The sequence below is a fragment of the Cyclobacterium sp. genome, from assembly GCF_014762705.1.
Lineage (GTDB): Bacteria > Bacteroidota > Bacteroidia > Cytophagales > Cyclobacteriaceae > Cyclobacterium.
In genome coordinates this window covers 1-18686 of sequence record NZ_JABURL010000028.1, presented here as the reverse complement: position 1 = coordinate 18686, position 18686 = coordinate 1, and the positions used below count along the sequence as shown (strand labels likewise).

At 40.6% G+C, this 18686-nt stretch carries 20 protein-coding genes and 1 pseudogene; 4 read left to right on the top strand and 17 right to left on the bottom strand.

The window, feature by feature from the left end; genetic code table 11:
• Positions 1–233: 233 nt before the first annotated feature.
• From HUJ21_RS04965 to HUJ21_RS04955, 3 genes are all read right to left on the bottom strand, one after another.
• Positions 234–401 (bottom strand): hypothetical protein, encoded by a 168-nt coding sequence (locus tag HUJ21_RS04965; protein WP_291367849.1) that lies wholly within the window; start codon positions 399–401, stop codon positions 234–236.
• A 250-nt stretch (positions 402–651) separates the two neighbouring features.
• Positions 652–2058, bottom strand: coding sequence for a M56 family metallopeptidase (locus tag HUJ21_RS04960; protein WP_291367848.1), 1407 nt, complete (start codon positions 2056–2058; stop codon positions 652–654).
• Positions 2055–2420 carry a BlaI/MecI/CopY family transcriptional regulator gene (locus HUJ21_RS04955; RefSeq protein WP_366483669.1) on the bottom strand — a complete coding sequence of 122 codons (366 nt, stop codon included), beginning with the start codon at positions 2418–2420 and terminating at the stop codon, positions 2055–2057. Before HUJ21_RS04955 ends, HUJ21_RS04960 begins: the two co-directional genes overlap by 4 nt.
• 161 nt (positions 2421–2581) lie before the next feature.
• Here HUJ21_RS04955 and HUJ21_RS04950 point away from each other — a divergent pair, with 161 nt between their 5' ends.
• The 3 genes from HUJ21_RS04950 (at position 2582) to HUJ21_RS04940 (ending at position 5243) form a co-directional block, all read left to right on the top strand.
• Positions 2582–2953 (top strand): BlaI/MecI/CopY family transcriptional regulator, encoded by a 372-nt coding sequence (locus HUJ21_RS04950; protein ID WP_291367847.1) that lies wholly within the window; start codon positions 2582–2584, stop codon positions 2951–2953.
• A complete protein-coding gene (locus HUJ21_RS04945; protein ID WP_291367846.1) occupies positions 2950–4458 on the top strand; it encodes a M56 family metallopeptidase in 1509 nt (502 codons plus the stop codon). Before HUJ21_RS04950 ends, HUJ21_RS04945 begins: the two co-directional genes overlap by 4 nt.
• A gap of 374 nt (positions 4459–4832) precedes the next feature.
• Positions 4833–5243: a GxxExxY protein gene (locus HUJ21_RS04940; protein ID WP_291367845.1), complete on the top strand. Its 411-nt coding sequence runs from the start codon at positions 4833–4835 to the stop codon at positions 5241–5243.
• 251 nt (positions 5244–5494) lie between these two features.
• On the opposite strand, the gene HUJ21_RS04935 is transcribed toward HUJ21_RS04940, so the two are convergent.
• From HUJ21_RS04935 to HUJ21_RS04890, 10 genes and pseudogenes are all read right to left on the bottom strand, one after another.
• Positions 5495–6550 (bottom strand): linear amide C-N hydrolase, encoded by a 1056-nt coding sequence (locus HUJ21_RS04935; RefSeq protein WP_291367844.1) that lies wholly within the window; start codon positions 6548–6550, stop codon positions 5495–5497.
• A 214-nt stretch (positions 6551–6764) separates the two neighbouring features.
• The gene (locus HUJ21_RS04930; protein ID WP_291367843.1) at positions 6765–7142 is read right to left on the bottom strand and encodes a DoxX family membrane protein; all 378 of its coding nucleotides are present in this window, start codon (positions 7140–7142) and stop codon (positions 6765–6767) included.
• 27 nt (positions 7143–7169) lie between these two features.
• Entirely contained in the window at positions 7170–7679 is a 510-nt protein-coding gene (locus HUJ21_RS04925; protein ID WP_291367842.1) for an SRPBCC domain-containing protein, read from the bottom strand.
• Entirely contained in the window at positions 7679–7996 is a 318-nt protein-coding gene (locus HUJ21_RS04920; RefSeq protein WP_291367841.1) for a metalloregulator ArsR/SmtB family transcription factor, read from the bottom strand. Before HUJ21_RS04920 ends, HUJ21_RS04925 begins: the two co-directional genes overlap by 1 nt.
• Positions 7997–7998: 2 nt before the next feature.
• Positions 7999–8565 (bottom strand): dihydrofolate reductase family protein, encoded by a 567-nt coding sequence (locus tag HUJ21_RS04915; RefSeq protein WP_291367840.1) that lies wholly within the window; start codon positions 8563–8565, stop codon positions 7999–8001.
• 355 nt (positions 8566–8920) lie between these two features.
• Positions 8921–9721, bottom strand: coding sequence for a YgcG family protein (locus HUJ21_RS04910; protein WP_291367839.1), 801 nt, complete (start codon positions 9719–9721; stop codon positions 8921–8923).
• A 6-nt stretch (positions 9722–9727) separates the two neighbouring features.
• Complete coding sequence (locus tag HUJ21_RS04905) at positions 9728–10162, bottom strand: TPM domain-containing protein (RefSeq protein ID WP_291367838.1); 435 nt, start codon at positions 10160–10162, stop codon at positions 9728–9730.
• 11 nt (positions 10163–10173) lie between these two features.
• Positions 10174–10764 carry a LemA family protein gene (locus HUJ21_RS04900; protein ID WP_291367837.1) on the bottom strand — a complete coding sequence of 197 codons (591 nt, stop codon included), beginning with the start codon at positions 10762–10764 and terminating at the stop codon, positions 10174–10176.
• Between the two features lie 338 nt (positions 10765–11102).
• Positions 11103–11246: pseudogene (locus tag HUJ21_RS04895) on the bottom strand (phage tail protein); the annotation flags it as partial.
• Between the two features lie 316 nt (positions 11247–11562).
• Positions 11563–12816 (bottom strand): APC family permease, encoded by a 1254-nt coding sequence (locus HUJ21_RS04890; protein WP_291367836.1) that lies wholly within the window; start codon positions 12814–12816, stop codon positions 11563–11565.
• Positions 12817–13520: 704 nt separating this feature from the next.
• Here HUJ21_RS04890 and HUJ21_RS04885 point away from each other — a divergent pair.
• The gene (locus HUJ21_RS04885; RefSeq protein WP_291367835.1) at positions 13521–13649 is read left to right on the top strand and encodes a hypothetical protein; all 129 of its coding nucleotides are present in this window, start codon (positions 13521–13523) and stop codon (positions 13647–13649) included.
• Between the two features lie 397 nt (positions 13650–14046).
• On the opposite strand, the gene HUJ21_RS04880 is transcribed toward HUJ21_RS04885, so the two are convergent.
• The 4 genes from HUJ21_RS04880 to HUJ21_RS04865 form a co-directional block, all read right to left on the bottom strand.
• Positions 14047–15105: a tartrate dehydrogenase gene (locus HUJ21_RS04880; RefSeq protein WP_291367834.1), complete on the bottom strand. Its 1059-nt coding sequence runs from the start codon at positions 15103–15105 to the stop codon at positions 14047–14049.
• Positions 15106–15598: 493 nt separating this feature from the next.
• A complete protein-coding gene (locus tag HUJ21_RS04875; RefSeq protein ID WP_291367833.1) occupies positions 15599–15853 on the bottom strand; it encodes a DUF2442 domain-containing protein in 255 nt (84 codons plus the stop codon).
• A gap of 433 nt (positions 15854–16286) precedes the next feature.
• Complete coding sequence (locus tag HUJ21_RS04870) at positions 16287–17552, bottom strand: mandelate racemase/muconate lactonizing enzyme family protein (RefSeq protein ID WP_291367832.1); 1266 nt, start codon at positions 17550–17552, stop codon at positions 16287–16289.
• A 6-nt stretch (positions 17553–17558) separates the two neighbouring features.
• Positions 17559–18479: an SMP-30/gluconolactonase/LRE family protein gene (locus tag HUJ21_RS04865; protein ID WP_291367831.1), complete on the bottom strand. Its 921-nt coding sequence runs from the start codon at positions 18477–18479 to the stop codon at positions 17559–17561.
• Positions 18480–18686: the final 207 nt, after the last annotated feature.

Genomic DNA, 18686 nt, shown 5'->3' with positions numbered 1-18686 from the left:
AATTAATCTCTTAAATTGCTGCGTAAAAACAAACTTTGAGGTGTTTTATTTGAAGGGTATGTGTTTCATGCGGCAAATTGAATGATGGGGATAATTATCTGATCTCGCATCCTATGTTGAATTTAGCCAAAACAAAGCCCTACAATTCACTATTTTTGGCTAAAGCCCGGGTTTTGGAATCCTATTTATTGGAATGGGCTAAAGCCGCATTCCTATTGAGGCAGGCATGAAATTTAAATCAAATGCCTAATACTTAAGGGATCGACAATAGGGGATTGTCTACACCATTGCCCTTCTATTTCAATAATTTTAGCTAAAACCGCTGTATCTTTTATTCCGATTTTTTTAAAATGGGCTATCTCCTTTTGAGGAAGTGTTGGCATGAATTTATAAATTATCATATGATTACAATTTTAGGATCAGCTTTCTAATATCAATACCATTATCCAGAGCCTTTTTCACTAAAATAAAAGGAGAAATTTGCCAGAATTCAAAATAGACATGCCTCTCCAAGGGTATTGTGTTACTAAATAAGAGTTATTGGTTAACCGCCAAATTCAATAAATCGGTTTATGCTTGCTAGTCCATTCGCTTTTTTAATGGTTTTAATAAACCGGACCCCCAAAAATTCAGGGCCAGGGATAACTGAAATTATTGATTTTGTGGCATGCGGTAACCCATAAAATATTTATTACAGCTTTCTTTCATCTTTTTGTAATAGCTTTCGTAGTATTCATTTGTCATTAGGTTCACCTGATAATAATGTTTTCCATAATTAACCGCATTCTTTTCTAGCTTACTTACAAACAACTGGTCAAAATCAGCCGGAGAATAATCATTCAATTTGGTATTGCTTATCCTTTTCCCATCTATCCATACACCATACATATTGGGATCTTTCCAGGATTTAATTTGGTCCTGGGTTGGAGTGGATTTTGGTAGGGGTTCTGGTGCTAGCCTAAATACTACCAGTTGCTTTTCTTGCTGCTCTTTACTCATTAAAAGGTATAAGCTCTCCAATTTATTTCTATTCTCCTCAGTCAATTTGTAGAAAGCAGGCCGGCCTTTATCATTCATTATGCTGCTTACTATGTCATCAAACTCGGAGAGTTGCTCGTCGGTTATGCCATCTTTTGTAGATTGAACCTCCATTTTATTTGATTCTTCAACCTTTTTTGTTTCTTGAGCATTGATTTTTGTGCTAAATAAAATTAATGAAATTCCCAAAATTGGAACAACCGCTATTTGCCTGCACAGGGCATTTCTGAATGATTTTGTTTTGGTCATCATGAGCAATCTTTGTTTAGTGATGGAATATTTGAACTGACTGGTGATAAATGAACTCCTTTGCTGACATACTATTTCAAGCAGCAGTCGTTGGTATGCGCTGACATCATTGTTTACACCGATTACCGCTTCATCGGCCAAAAATTCGTGGTTTAGCAATAAGGCTTTTCTGTAAATGAAAAGCACGGGATTGAACCAGAATAAAACCTGAATGATTTCAAAAAATATAATGTCCCATGAATGTTTTTGTTTGACATGAGTAAATTCATGCAACAGTATTTCCTTTTGTATATTTCCTTTGAGGTAATCGTCTGCATTAACGAATATATAATTTAAAAAACTATGCGGAGTCTCATATTGGTCAATGAGGACAATTTCGGAATTTTTATACTTAATTTTGGGATTTCTCCAGGCCCTTTGCAATAGGATTTTCAGGTTCACAGCAAACCTTAAAAATAACAGTACTGCAATGGATAAATAAATTATCAAAAAAATAATTGGCGGATAATTAATATTTGTTGTTGCGTCAATAGTTTGTTCAGGAACCCCATTATCAAGAATAAATGCTGTCTCCTTGACCATACTTCCTGCAAAAGGAAGATGTTGTGTGCCGTGGTTAAAAGTAAAAAAGGGCACAAGTATGGAAAATGTCAAGCTACCCAATATGTAGGCCCTATTGAATCGATGCATTTTTTCTTTTTCCAACAATCCTTTGTAAACCAATATCAATAAGGCAGAACATAGCATTATCTTAATGAGGTAAAGTATCATTTTTGCTTCTGTTTAATTTCTTTGTCTACAATCATTGTCAAGTCCTCCAATTCTGAAGTGGTGAGATTTGTTGCAGTGGTAAAAAATGAGGCAAACTGCATAGGTGAATTGTCAAAGTAGTTTTTAATCAATCCATTAACATGGCTGGAAAAATAATTTTCTTTATTGACCAAGGGGTAATATTCCCTGGAGTTGCCAAGAGTATTGTAGGCCACAAAACCTTTTTCCTGAATCCTTTTTAATAAGGTTGCGATAGTGGTTGTCGCAGGTTTTGGGTGAGGATACTTATCAATAATGTCTTTCATGAAAACCCTTTGCTGTTTCCAAATAATTTCCATGAGTTTTTCTTCGGTTTTAGACAAGGGAATATCTCTATGTTTTAATATCAATCTCTACAAATGTAGAGTAAATATTTAAACTAACAAATTATATCATAAAAAATTTTAACCATTAAAAAACAGGAAATATTTTTTTTGTTTAAAAATTATTTCTATGTTTGTAGAAACAAATATCTAAATGTAGAATGAAGTTATCCAAATCTGAAGAAAAACTAATGAACTTAATCTGGTCCAACCAGCCTTTGTTTATGAAAGAAATCCTGGAAATTCATCCGGAACCCAAACCTGCCCCCAGTACCGTAGCCACTTTACTCATGCGCATGCAGAAAAAAGGTTTCGTTGGATTCAAGCTTTATGGAAATTCCAGGCAATACCATGCCCTTGTAGAAAAACCGGATTATTTTTCCGGACAGGTGAATACGATTATCAAAGACTTTTTCTCCGACAGTCCGCTTCAGTTTGCTTCCTTCTTTACCAAAAAAGCAGACCTGAGCACCAGGGAGTTGGAAGAAATTAAAGAACTGGTCGAAACTGAAATCAAACGCAGAAAAAAATGATGTGGATCCTGTTAAAGTTTATCGCCTCTTCTGCTATCCTCTACTTGCTCTTCCATCTTTTTCTGGGGAAGGAGAAATCATTTCTTTTAAACCGGTGGGTACTAATTTTTATTATTCCCTGTGCCATGCTTATTCCTTTCCTCAGTCTCCCGGTATTCCTGCCGCAGGAAGTTCCGGTTCAGTCAACCTATATAAAACTTGTTCAAAATCCGGAAATATACCGTACCAATCCGGAACCATCTCCGCAGAATTTTTCTCTATTACATCTATTAATAACAGTTTACCTGCTGGTATTTCTGTTTCTGCTGGTCAAAAAATTGAAGGCTTTGTCCAACCTTATCACATGGACACAGGAAAGGTCCTTTCGCCGCATAAAGGGAGCATTTTTAGTCCTTTCTGCGGATGTACATACTCCTTTCAGCTTTGGCAAGTACATTTTCATGCATCCTTCGGACTATAGCGAAACCAATGAAAAAACAGCGATGATCATTGAGCATGAATTGGTTCATATTAGGGAAAAACACCATCTTGACCTGATCCTAATGGAGTTTTTGACGGTTATTTGCTGGTTTAATCCCATAGTTTATCTGGTAAAAAAAGCCATGGTACTGAACCATGAGTACCTGGCAGACCAAAAAGTGCAACATACGACACAAGCCATAGCCTACAAAAAATTATTATTTGAACTAACTGTTCGAACCCAGCAGGTTGCCTGGACTATTTCCATGGCATCTTCCTCTCTTAAAAACCGACTAATCATGATGAACAAACCATTAACCAAAAAGACGATGCAGTTGAGAATCTTCAGTTTCAGTTTATTATCCCTATTGATTATTGCCGGGTTTTCCCTGCAAATTAATGCCCGGCAATCACTTTCGACAAAAGCAAAAACAGGTCAATCCGGATGGGAGCAGTCTGGTGAAACAGCGTCCCAACCCATGGCTCAGGGAGGAATGGCAGCCTATTACAACTATATCGCAACAGAACTGGAATACCCGCTGGAGGCTCGCCGGAAAGGGATTGAAGGGGCGGTAGAAGTACAATTTATCGTTGAAAAAGACGGTTCTCTATCAAACATAAAGGCCATAAAAGGAATTGGTTTCGGCTGTGATGAGGAGGCCGAAAGGGTAATAAAAAATGGGCCTGCTTTCCACCCGGGTAAACAGCGAGGCAGACCCGTACGTGTCCAAATGGTTTTGCCCATTTTATTTGGCCTTAACCAATCGAATCCGGACAAGCTTCCATCAGGTGAAATTACCGTAGAGGGAGTAGAGCAGAGAAACGGCCAACTTATTGTTGATGCGAGCTACTCAGATGGCCTCTGGAAGGGTACCGTCCGAGACCCATTAGGGTATCCCCTTCCTGGGGCAACAATAGTAACAGAGGACCCCTATTTGGGAACAGTAACGGATATAAATGGGCAGTTTTCATTTAAAATCGCACAATCAGTACCCCTTACCATCAGTTTTGTTGGGTATGAAAGTGTGAAATTGTTAGGAAAATAAAAAAGATGGATTTAAACTAAATTATTATCTGGCTTTGATTTTAAAGAAGATATATCCTATTCCATGTAGCTGGCCTTCCCTTAATATTGTTGACGGTGATGCCTATTGAACCACATAGTTGCATGGTTCACATAGGGGGCTTTATTTTAAATAAGAAACCTACTCCATATCATGGTTTTGTAACAAATAACTATGTATCCTATGTGTAATATGTGGTTGGGTTGTTACCGTTTGGAAATTTAATAATGATAGCAAATCCCTTCTAAGTGCCTCCATGACAGTTTTTACTTTTAAGTTTGAAAAGGAAAATAATTTGTATAAATTAAGATTTACTAAATACATAAATGTTTTAAAAAGCCTTGAAATTTTTATTCATGGAACGGTCGAAAAAGTATTTAGATAAATTAACTTTTGAGGTAATTGGTGCTGCAATAGAAGTTCATAAGATTTTAGGACCCGGGCTTTTGGAAAAAGTTTACCAAAAATGCCTTTCAAGAGAGTTAAACTTGAGGGGAATAAATTTTATTGAGCAGGTCAAAATGCCATTTGACTATAAAGGGGAATTAATTGATTTGGACCTTACCTTCGATTTTTATGTAGAGGATTGTTTAGTGGTAGAAATAAAAGCTGCTAAGGAATTTACGCCTATATTCTACGCTCAAATTCTGGGATACATGAAGTTACTCAGCGCACCAAAAGGAATTTTGATAAATTTTAATGTGACCAATGTTTTCCATGAAGGACAAAAAACATTCGTAAACGAAAATTACAAAAAGCTTTTATAGAATCATTATGGTAGATGGTGATATTTTTTTACCACATAGTTGAATAGTTCACTTAGCAGGCTTCGCTTTTAAATACACCCTTTTAAACGATACTCGGTTACAACAGAAAAACTATGTGCCCTATATGTGCTATGTGGTAAGATTTTAAAATATTATTACAATTGGAATTCCATACCAAAAACCTACCTGGTAATTCCTTAACCACATAGTTGCATAGTTCACATAGGGGGCTTTATTAATAAATAAAAAACCTACAAACCAATAAAACGGAAAGGTGCTGATTTTTTAAAGTTATCTGAAGTTTCTCCCGAATAGGTGCGGTTATTGGATAAATCCAGTTTGCGTACCGGAGCCTTTTCGCTGAAATCGATTTTTTTCAAATCCACCCAAAAGGCATTCGGCGTCAAGGCCGTTTCGAAATAGTAGACGAGATTTTTCTGATCGGCTACCATCCGCCAGCGGGTGGTGGACAGATTGGGGTAACCCTCTATTTCAAAACCATAAGGTACAGAAACGTTCCGGATTACACTAAAAACACTGGCGACCGCTACACGGGTATTATCAGTCTGAGGGATTGCATTGAGAAAGAATGAGGCACGCACAAAACGGTCGGAGGAAGTCACCGATCCCGGCAAAAAAGTCTTGCCTGGAATGTTTTCCCAATACTTGCCGATGGCCATTTGTTGCTCGTAGGGAGGATCATTGGTCATTACCTGATAGGAAGCATCATGGTGGATGACCAGTTTTCCCGCAATGTATTCCAATATGGCACTGTCGCCACTGGCATCGGAAATAGACAGGTGTACTGTGGTAAATTTATCCGTGCCCGGAATAAAATCCGATACAATGGCAAAATCGGCATCCCTCATTTCCGCTACGGCCTCTGCAACGGTGGCGAAATTGTCTAGTACATACTGGGCCCAGAGCGATATGGCCAGTCCCCTGGTGTTTCCCTCCTTGTTGAAAGAAGGGTAGGAAGACTCCACCAGCCAGAGCATATTGGCCACAAGACCCTTTTCGTTCATGCCATCGGTGGTGGAAATGTCCCAGGAACTAACCGCCAGGCTACCATACCTGGATACCCATTCGATGGAATTTCTACCCACTTCCCCATTCCGCTTCATACCACGGGGAAAAATCCACTGATTGGCCGGAATTTCCAGAGAAAAATCCATGGTCCTTCCCGTGAGAACGGTATTATTGGGACCCTTGTACACCAGGCGGGTACAGGTTTTGGATGCAGGGATAAATCCAAAGCTGGCCAGCATGGTCAGAGAGAGGTAAAGGATTTTTTTTCGCAATATCATTTTATAAAAGTTTATTGTCTGATTTTATCTAATCTTCCCAAGCATGCTCATTCCCGCTATAGGTCAACTTTGGTGTCTATGGATATTTATTGTAAACAATCAGTTTTCCAATAGGTATGCATGACCAAATTAGGGAATTTGAAAAGCAGTATGTTGATTAAATTACATTTTTTAAATCAATTATTCAATAAATAACGGTAAAAAATAAAGAAATTTACTTTAATAAATTGAGGTATTTGCTCCGGTTTTCAAATAGTATCCAAAGAAGAATTGCCCAAATGATTAGTGCTATTACAAGCCCTTCTGGTGCTACAAAAATGTGTGTAAGCAGAATGCCCACCATTACCGGAAATACCACCAAAGCTCCCAACGCTCTTGTTTTTGGGAAGAAAATTAGAAGTCCACCCAAAACCTCTGCAAATCCTATCAGCGGCATTAGCCATTCGATTTCCATAAGGGCCAAATTATCTTTGACCAGGGCTTCAGGCAAGCCTTCTGGCACTGGCATATAATTGAAAAATTTGTTCAATCCCCCATTCATAAGTAGCAACCCAAAGAGGATAGAAATTACGTTGTATGCTTTTTGTTTCATCTTTTTTAGGGTTTTTTTATATAATTTTTAGTCTAAGCTGATTTGAGAAGCAATATATTGGTCTAAATTTTTGAGACCTGCCGTGAAACCTTCTTTGAAACCCATTTCAACTATTTTTTCAAGGTCCTCCAAAGAATCAAATGTCAACCGAATATTGACTAGGGTCTGTTCGCCAAATTGCTCAAAATTATTTTCCCATTTATTTCGTGGTAGCGTGGTATTAATTTTACCCTCGGAATCACAAAAACCATCGAAAGCAGAAAATGATTTCTGATGCTCAATGCTGAGGTAATCAACCCTGCTCCAGTTTTTCTCATTTTCAGGGCTTATCATGGCATAAAGCCAATGCCCTCCCTCCTTAAAATCCATGTATTTTGTTTTGGCGACCCAAGGTTTGGGTGCCCACCATCGGTCAAGAATTTCGGCTTTCGTCCAGGCGGACCAGACCAGATCGACAGGTGCATGGAAGGATCTTGTTACATGGATCTGTTGATTTGATTTGTCAACCTCGAAATTGAATAAAATCGATTTGCTCATTATTTATTAAATTTTAATTGGTCCAATACCTCGTCCAGCTGCTTGAATCTTTGGCCAATCAATTGCTTGAATTGCTTCAACCAGTCTTCTACTGCTGCCATTTTTTCCGCATTGAGGTGATAATGAATTTCCCTGCCTTGTTGCTCCTGCTTTACAATATCACATTCGGTAAGGATTTTTAAATGTTTTGAAACGGCCTGTCTGCTGCTGTCAAAATGTTCTGCTATGGCATTAGGTGTCAATGCACCCACTGTCAAAAGCATGATTATTGCTCGCCGGGTGGGGTCCGCTATCGCCTGAAACACATCTCTTCGCATGATTAACCGGTCTGATATACAAGGACAACTATTCCACAGGCAAATTGCCGGGAAGCGAGCAAACTCAGCTTTTGGCTTGGTTCTGCTTCCTTGAAAATTGACATCCCTTTGCCAATGATTGCCGGATTTATGAATAAATGCAATTCATCGATTAATTTTTCTCTAATTAAAGACGAAACGAATTTGCCCCCGCCATATACAATCATTTCACTACCGGGTTGCTGTTTAAGTGCCTTAATCGCTTCCACAAAATCCCCATTCTCTATGGCTGTGTTTTCCCATAAAGATTTTGTCAATGTTTTGCTGAAAACAATTTTATGTATTTCAGTAAATTTAATCCCTGCCTCCCGCTCAGGATTCTCCTTATCATTAGCAACAGCTTCCCAATGAGGAATAAAACCCGCTGCTAAATGCCTACCAAGTAATATGGTATCAACAGGTTGCAACAATCCGTCGACATAGCTTTTTAAGTCATCAGACCAATTCATTGTCATCCAATCCATTTCTCCCTTCTCCCCTTCTATAAATCCGTCAACAGTTAGCTGCACTTGTAATTTTAATTTCCTCATGAAAATTGTTTAAAGAATCTTGAAACTATATGGTTGCAAATATATATGCAACTATTCAGTTTCTCAATTTTTTATTGTTTTTTTTTAGGTTTATTGCTGTTGATCGTCAGGGAGGCTGATCTGATTTTGCAGGAGAGGATCCGGTGTTGTTGTTAGGGATGATTCAAATCGGGAAACCTGAGTTCAAAAAAAATTGTACGAATTCAAGCTATTAATCCTTTCCTTAGTACATGGGGAAATCACAGGTTACGCACCTGGTCCAATTCAGCAGAATATATCAACGGGAATATCAACTTTTACCAGATGACTTTTTGAGACCTTGGCGAAAAAACCCATATGAGCGATGTTGCAAAAGTTACCAGCTTCCGCCTGCACCTCCACCGCCAAAGCTACCGCCGCCGAATCCACCGAAGGATCCTCCTCCACCGCCGCCAAAGCCTCCGCTTCCTGAGGAGAAGTCTCCAAACTTACCCCGGTTGCCGCCAAGCATACTGGCAAGCATCATGGTAGTGAAGAAATCCACACCGCCACGTTTTCCCCCCATGTGGTTGTTGTTGTCCTTCCGGTTTTTGATCAGGCTCAAAATCACAAAGCCGATGGCAAAAATCAATAAAAATGGCAAGAGGCCCCCTGGCCGGTCCGATGAGCTTAACTGCTCCGCATCATACTCACCTGAAGCCAGCTTAAAGATCATGTCCGTGGCCTGGTCCAGGCCTGTAAAGTAGTCTTGCTTCCGGAAGTTGGGCACAATAAGCTGTTCGACTATCCGCTTGGCCAGGGCATCCGGGATCGCTCCTTCCATGCCATATCCTGTAGCAATAAACACCTGCCGGTCTTTCATCGCAGCAAGGATTAGTACCCCATTGTCCTTGTCTTTTCTACCTATCCCCCACTTGTCTCCCAATTGAAACGCATAATCACTGATGGCATAGGGCCCTACGGAATTGATCATAACGATACTGACCTGCGAAGAGGTGCTGTCATTGTAGGCCAAAAGCTTACTTTCCAGCTGTCTCACCTCCTGGTCTGAAAGGGTTTCCGAAAAATCATTTACCAGCCGGGGAGGGTTGGGTTTTTCGGGAAAATCCCCTTGCGCCCAGCCGGATAAAGAAAATGCCCCTATAAGTAATAAAGTGAAAAGCTGTCTTTGGATCATGGTGTTCTATTGAAAGGATATATCGTTGGGTAGTTCGTTGATGTCCCCTTTTTGGTCGTAAGGAAAATGTTGCTGAAGCTGCTGGCCGGACATTTCTATGCCTTTTCTAAGCCCTTCGGTGAAATCCCTGCTCTTGAAATGGACCAGCATTTCTTCTTTGATATTTTCCCAAAAGTTTTCGGGGACTACCTGGTTGATACCGGCATCGCCCAGGATGGCAAATTTATGGTCTTCTGCTGCAAGATAGAAAAGCACCGCATTGCGGTATTTGGTTTTGTGCATCTTGAGTTTCTCAAAAACCTGTGCCGCCCGGTCGAGTACCTCTCCTTTGCAATGGCTTTCGATGTGCACCTGGATTTCTCCGGAAGTTTCCTTTTCTGCATTCCGGATAGCCTCCGTAATTATGGCCCGGTCTGCAGTACTGAATAATTTTTCGGCCATGAGATTTTTATTTAAAATTCTACCGTTGGGGCATTTTCAGCACCTGCTGCAGCTTCGAAATAGCCCTTGGTCTCAAATCCGTACCAACCGGCAAAAACATTATTGGGAAAGGTTCTGAGATTGGCATTGTAGCCCTGAACAGATTGGTTGAAGTTTCTTCTTGCTACAGCAATCCTGTTTTCCGTGCCTTCGAGTTGAGCTTGCAATTCCAGGAAATTCTGATTGGCTTTCAAGTCAGGGTATCTTTCCACTGCCACAAGCAGTCTACTGAGCGATCCGCTCAGTTGGTCTTGTGCTTCCTGGAAACGGGCGATATTTTCAGGGGTAAGGTCATCTGCCTGCAAGTTGATGGAAGTCGCCTTTGCCCGCGCTTCGATTACTCCCGTCAGGGTTTCCTGTTCAAAATCAGCATAACCCTTAACAGTATTCACCAGATTGGGGATCAGGTCGGCCCGGCGCTGGTATTGGGTTTCCACTTCAGCCCATTGGCCGTTAACGGTTTCTTCGGTTTGGACGAAGGTATTGTAAACCCCTACGGCTTTGCTGTACACAAAGATGCCAATCAAGAGGATGATTCCAATGGGAATTAATGCTTTTTTCATAATGTAAATGTTTTTAAAAAACTTTGCAGGTATTGGACGTAAAGTTAAGCCGGAGGGTTGTGAAAACCGATCTTTTTCACAGATTTCAAACGCCATTTAGGGATCGGAAGGTGGAATAGATAAATGAAAATCTTTTTACCTCAAAATTTCAAAAATACGAATGGGTAGAGATCGAAGCAATTGTAGCTACTACCATTGTTCTTTCATGCGTTTCACTTATATGTTGACTCCCATTGATATAACAAACGTAGCTAGACTATAGCTGGTAAAGGTTGCGATTCATTTTCAAGCGTAATTCCTTCATGCGCCATCTCCAAAGTCTCTATGGAAACCTCATTTCACTCGGATTTTAAATCCGTATCGGAAATTTTTGTCGGCCATGCATTCAGCAGACGCCAGGTCATTGTTGGGCTACCCTGCTCATCTATCAATTGAATGACTACCATTTCTCGCTTGATTGTATTCATTTTAATGGCATAAAACCAGGAAAAGAAATCATTATCCTTACGAAGAACGCCCTTTTTGAGCGATACCGTACCGTACTATTCCAGGCATTTTGATCGTTGAAAATTGCCGGGATCGAAATTCAATCCGTTGATTTTCGATATCTAAGCCGGCAATTTCTTGAAATAACACTGTATTTTCCTGAGTATCGAATTAAACGGTAAAGTTAAATTTAGGTATTGGCCATTCATTATCCTGGTTTTCTTCTGACATGATCGTAGAATTTAAGATTACAGGGTTATCTAACTGTTGGATTTAGTGTCTCTCTTTTCCTATGCCACCTGCCATAAACCCTTACTTAATCTTCTTCAAAATATAAGGCCTGAATACAAATAGAGAAACAGAGATTACTATTAGCCCTATTAAAGAAAAAGGAATTTTTTCAATTTTCTCAATAATATCCGCTACAATTGCAAGCCCGCAAAGTATTGAGCCTGTGATACAAATCCATTTATATTTGACTTGTTGTTGAAAAGCAATGAAATTCACGGTTCCAAATGTGAACAAAAAAATAATACTTGCTGCATCAACCAAACTACTAAGACTTCCAATGATAGCGAGGGCTGAGGCCAATGCTGCTATTATGAGTATGGCATAGCAAGGAATGTTTTCGTCATTCTCCTTAACAAATAAGTGTGGCAAATCTTTTTTCTCAGCTACATTTTCCATCAATCTTGCTGTTGAGAATAACGTAGCATTTATTGCTGAACCAGTTGAAAATGCCGCAGCGATAGTAACAATGACGAGTCCAATCGTCCCCATAGCCATTTTTCCGGCGATGGAAAGTGCGACTTCCTTTTCTTCAATGATTGTATCTGCACCCACAATCATTGTGGTTCCGAGGGTTACCAATACGTAAATGGCAATTACTGTTAGAACTGACCATATAGTAGCTTTGGGGAGTGTTTTGTCCGGGTTTTTTAAATCATTATAATCATAGGATAAAAGCTGAAAACCTTCATAAGCCATAAAAATCGTACCTGCTCCCATAATAGCTGCGTGCCAAGGTTTTGGACTAATCCCTTTGGTTAATTGTTCTGGCATCCATTCTGCTAATCCATAGACTGCGAGCCCCAACAAAACGAGTAATTTGCCATAAACTGTGATGATTTCAAATGTCGAAGTATTGCTGACTCCCCTTAAGTTAACAAACGTAAGTAAGGCAATGATTGCAACTCCCAATACTCTGGGCAGCCATGAACCTAATTCAAAAATGTGCGCCACATAATGTCCAAAAGTGAAAGCATACACAGAAAGTGTTAAGATGTAGCCTAAAATTAAAATCCATGAGAGACTACCTGCAAATCCTTGATGATTGATTTTTCTTAAGAATGTGAACGCGCCACCACCTTCACCATATTTGATAGAGAGTTGGTTGTAACTATGGGCGGATACTAATGCAATAAGACCTGCAATTACGAAACTCAACCAGGCCCATTCTCCTGCAGACTGAATAATAACACCCAAAACTGAAAATATCCCGCCTCCAACCATACCTCCGACTGCCATTGCCCAGGTGGCATTAAAATTCATTTTGTCATCAGCCATTTCCTATTATCTTTTGCAAAATTCATATAAAAATTTATTGGGGAAGCTGATATGGGAGAATACGGCACCTACCCGCCTCTTAACTTCCAAATCCGATGATCGGATTAACTAATTCGGCGCAAAAATCAAGCCTGAACGGTTCCTTTCTCACATAAAGAATGCGTGGATCTTGGAAAACCAGTAAATCCATCAATGGCGAAAATTTATTTTTTTGTCCAGGATCTTGGGTTGGTCAGGATCTTCCTAAATTTTGACTGTAGCGGAAGGCTGTTTATACTCTTTCCCTAACTAACGACCAAGCCACTATCTTCTATATTGAATCAAGGTGATTCATGAAACGATGTTGCTAACAAACATTCTAAAAACCTGTTCCAATTATGATTTCCAGCCCTTGCACTTGGTTTCTGGTCAATACACCTCTCGATAGTCGAACGCATTTTTTCCCACTGCAAAAAGTACAGCCTGAAACCACCCGCTTTCCAGCTTAAAAAAACAAAGACCGGAAAAACCCTGGAATTCAGGGCAAGAATGTGCAGGCCGGAGAGTTCGTGATGCCACCCAAAAGCATCCTGTTTTTGACCTTTTCTAACCTATAACTCAACTACAAGGACGAAAATAGCCGACAAAATATGGCTGGTTCGGGAGGTGGAGCCGGCAAAGGGCGTAGCCTGGTATTAGCCCTATTGGCATAGGGAGCCAGGGAAGTGACAGTAAACATCAATCAACAAGGGCTGGATGAAACCATGGCTTTGGCCGGGTCGAATAATGGTTCGCTTTCAACTTATGCACTGAACATCGCTGACAAAGAAGCCGTAGAAAAAAAGATTCCCTAAATCATTTCCGAAAAACCCGGCACTTCTTTTTTACCCTTAGGGCCATTTCCTAACGGAATGGAAATACAGAAACCCCCATTACCCGCATTCCTAATTTGGACCGCGTGAGGGTGGTGGTGAAGCAATAATCAGCAGCAACCCCAATCGAAAAATACCCGGTCAATTCTTTCGCAGAGAATGAGAATATTAGCGGCAGGCTTAAATCCAGGAATTTTAACTGATTTCCGGTGTTCTGGCAATTCGACAATAAAATGTCAATTGATCATCATCATTAAAAAAATTTACTTATTGTTGTATCCCCTGCCGCTGTGCACAAACGCCACAAACACATGGTATAGTTCGTATTTACTGGCAATGAACGTTTTATGGCTAGTTTTAGGATCTTTTAACAGGGCAATTATTTTTTCAATATTTTATCTATTATGGCTGTGGTCACCTCCTGGGTAGATGCTTTCCCTCCTAGATCTCTGGTAAGTATTTCTCCCTCTTTTATGTTAGTTTCGATAGCCTGCATCAGCAAGTTGGCAGCTTCATACTCACCCAAATGATCAAGCATCATTTTGGCTGTCCAGAAACAAGCAATAGGGTTAGCAATGTTGAGTCCCGCAATATCAGGGGCACTGCCGTGGACGGGTTCAAACATACTTGGATAATCGCGTTCCGGGTTGATATTAGCACCTGCAGCAATACCCATTCCTCCAACCACCGCTGGTCCTAAATCGGACAAAATATCGCCAAATAAATTACTGGCAACCACTACATCAAACCAGTCAGGATGCTGGACAAAATGAGCTGTAAGAATATCAATATGAAATTGGTTCTTTTCAACCTGAGGATAAGCCTTTCCAATTTCTTGAAATCGTTGGTCCCAAAATGGCATTGTATGAATTATACCATTTGATTTTGTGGCACTTGTAATTTTCTTTCTTCTCGTATTGGACAATTCAAAAGCAAATTTCATCACTTTATCAACACCCTTTTTGGTGAAAATACTTTCTTGAATGACCACTTCATTTTCCGTGCCTTCGTAGATTTTGCCCCCAGCGGATGAATACTCTCCCTCATTATTTTCACGTACGATATAAAAATCCACCTTACCGGGGTTTTTCAAAGGGGACGAAATCCCATCTAACAGTCGTACTGGGCGAAGATTTACATATTGCTGAAAAGTTCTTCTAATTGGAATCAATAATCCCCATAACGAAACATGGTCGGGGACTCCCGGATAGCCTACAGCTCCCAAAAATATGCTGTCACTATCTCTTAGTCGATCTAAACCATCATCGGGCATCATTTTACCATTTTTAAGGTAATACTCACAACCGTAATCATAGTTTGCAAACTTGAAGGAAAAACCACATTGGGCAGCTATGGCATCCAACACTTTTACTGATTCTCGAATAACTTCTTTTCCGATTCCGTCGCCTGGTACGATAGCTATTTCGTAAGATTTCATATACGCTATTTGGTTAAAAATTTAAACACGCATTTCATTTTTGGCTCAAATGCGATAGAACATTCATATAAAGCGAAGTTTTGAAAGGCCATGTATTTGGATATGGATTATGCACCTCCCTTGACTCGCAGTTTTCATTGGACAAATTAAGGATTCCGGATATAAAATCAAGTAAGAATGTTTCCTGTTTTCCGGTAAGTAGGAATATCCATCGCTATCGCGTAAAACACATACCTTCTGAGCCAGGCTATTTTTAAGAACAGCTCCTTTTCCGGTCTGTAAGATTTGATTGGGCCCTAGGGTAACCCCCTGCCCAGGAAGGGATAAAAAAGTAGGAAGAATACCGGTTGACAAAGATTTAAATTTGATGGAGGCGTAAAACCTCAAAGAAAAATAGCCACAAACTTATAAAACACAACAAAAATTTGTTTTTTAAATTACTCCGTTTATTTTTTACCACATTAAATAGGTAATTAATTATGGTATGATTAATTTAATATTTTTGAAATAAAGTGTTAAATAAGGAATAAATATGAAATAATCCATGCCCTTTACCTTTCATTGAAGCCCCAAAAACCAAACCCACTGTGTCAATACTCAACTGTTCTTTTGAAGCTTGCCGAAGTTTGGGAAACCATTCAATTGGAGCACCGATTTCTCTTCCATCTTCCAATAGGACATAAAGCATTTCTTCCGTAAACCAGACTTTTTTGGCTCTATTGATTTTTTTATCTGTTAAAGTACTCATGCCACATATTTAGAATTAACGCTATGTGTTCTTCTGTAAATTACGTAATTTATTAATTCAGGGCCACTAAAATTTGTAGAATTAGCTAATTCAACTGGTCCCAGCCAAAATTTGGCATGCCCTTCATTGCTGAAGAAGAAAAATCGGAAAGGACCTATTGGCAATACTGATGGCATATACTTGGCAGCTGGTCATAGGCAAAATAGTAATTGACATGAGGATATCTATTATTTGAAGAAGACAATATATAACGAAGCCAACTAGGATCTTTACCATTAGCTAACATTTTCTTTTTATTGTTTAAATTAAACATTTCGGATCAGGAAACCACCACATCTGAAATGTTTTATAAAATCTAGTCTATAATCTCGCAAAGGCGGGGTTCCCTCTGTTGCCGGATCAGCACCTTGTCTGTTTCAACAATTTACCGGAATTACTCTTTTACCACCCTATGCGCAGCCACAAATTCCGGATCCAGTATTACCCCCAGCCCCGGTCCTGTGGGCACAGTTACTTTTCCGCCCTCACTATTGAGGCTTGAAGTAGGGCTATCCAGAGGTATTTCCTTGTTAAAGCCTTTGAATTCATGAAAGGGTCCCGCATTGGGAAGGGCAGCCACAAAATGCATCATGTACAGGTAACCCAGGCCCGAACCGGAAATATGCGGGGTACAGGGTTTTCCTTTCAGGGCGGCCATCTTCGCCACCTTCATAGAGCGCACCATGCCCCCAAAATAAAAGATATCCGGCTGAACAATATCCAACGCATCCTCCTTGATTAGCCAGCGGAAGCCATGCATACTGGGTTCCTGTTCCCCACCGGCCACCGGGATATTCACCGCTTTGGTGACTTCCAGCGTTTCTTCGTACCAATCGAAGGGAACCGGCTCCTCGTAAAAATCATAGCGGTATTCCTCCATGATCTTCCCAATCCGGATGGCTTCCTCAGCGGTGTATGAGCCATTGGAATCGGCATATATGACCATATCATCTCCAAACCGCTCCCTGACCAGAGGGATCAGCGCTTCTGTCCTGCCAGGCGGATAATCCTTGTTGTGACTCATTCTGCCACCAACTTTGAATTTCAACGCCCTGGCCTCCGTTTCCCGGACATGCTTTTCGATCAGGTCTATGGATTCTGCAGCGGATTTTCCCCGGTAATTGTTCGCCTGATAGACGGCAATTTCCGGATGATGGATATCCCCGATTAAAGCGCCAAGGCTTTTATTGCTTAGCTTCCCCAGCAAATCCAGAATGGCAAATTCCAGCGTGGCTAAAGGCACCCAAAAAGCCAGGTTTTGCAGCTTGTAATTGCTCTGGTACACATACACTTCTTCCAGGAGCTGTTCCCAATCCCGGGCATCTTTTCCGATAAAAAACGGTTGTATTCGGTTTACAAAAATAGGGTACAGGTGTACCATCTGCATGTTATTGCTTACTGAAATGCCTTCGGCACCATCTCTTGACCTTACCCGGCACAAAAAATTATCTCCCTTCCTCAACAACTCCACGCTATCTATCCAAACCGGATCTTTTAAGTCAGCTATCCTCAGTACCGGTTCGGCCAGCACCCGGTCCAATGCCTCATCCTGATGGCTTTTGTCTGCCGCATGGGCTCGTGGAGCCAGGGAAAAGGCTGTTATGCCTGCTGCCGCTCCCCATGTTGATTTTTTGATAAAATTCCTTCTACTGTTTTTCATTTTCCACTATTTACCCGGAACTTTCAATTCAACCGCATAAAGCCCTGTCCGGGCAGTCACAAAAAGAGTCTTCATATCAGGGCCGCCAAAGGCAATATTAGCCGGCGTTTCCGGAAATGCTATGGTTCCCAAATGTTTGCCATCGGCAGAAAACACCCAAACACCGCCCGGTCCGGTGGCGTACAGATGGCCTTCTGTATCCACCTTTATTCCATCCGGATTTCCGGGTTTATCGATTCCCGATACATCGTAAAATAGCTCGCTTTTCCCAACCTTGCCATTTTTACTGACAGGAAATTTAATGTACTTTTTTGGTGATCCCGAATTGGCCACATATAAGGTCCTTTCATCCGGAGAAAGGGCAAGACCGTTGGGTCGGTCAAGCTCCCTGCTGATCAAGGTCACCTTGCCGTTCCGGTATTGATATACCCCATTGAATCCCAATGTATCTGTGGCATCATTTGGCAATCCATAGGGTGGATCGGTAAAATAAATAATTCCCTTACTGTCTATAATCACGTCGTTGGGGCTGTTAAACCGGATTCCCTTATAGGATTCCACTACAGCACGGTAATCACCATCAGGACTGAGTTGGCCGATTTTCCTTCCGCTGTGTTCCGCAATCAGGAGATTGCCTTCCGCATCAAAGGTAAGTCCGTTGGCATTGTTGCTAGGTTTGCGATAAATTACCAATTCCCCATTTGTATCAAGCTTATAAATGATATTGGCGGGAATATCACTGAACAAAAGGACATTTTCATTTTTGTCCCATACCGGTCCTTCAGTGAATTTAAGGCCTTCGGCAAGCTGCCTGACCTCTGCGTCCTGGTCTACCAACCGGCCTAGTCTGGCATCATTTTGGGTGATTGTCTGGGACATGGAAAGCGTGGTAAGCAAACACAAAATGGGCAATATTAATTTTTTCATGGTCTTTCGGGTTTATTTATTGAAAGCTTCAATATACGATTAATTGGCTAAGATTTAAACGGAATTTCGTTTCAGGATTATCATTCAAAGGTCCCTTGTTTTTCGGAGATGGTAGTATTCCTAATAAAATAGGTTTACTTTTTTTACATCATATACCTATATGCAGATATTTAACCTTTAACCCTCCTTCTTTTCTGTCCCGATCAG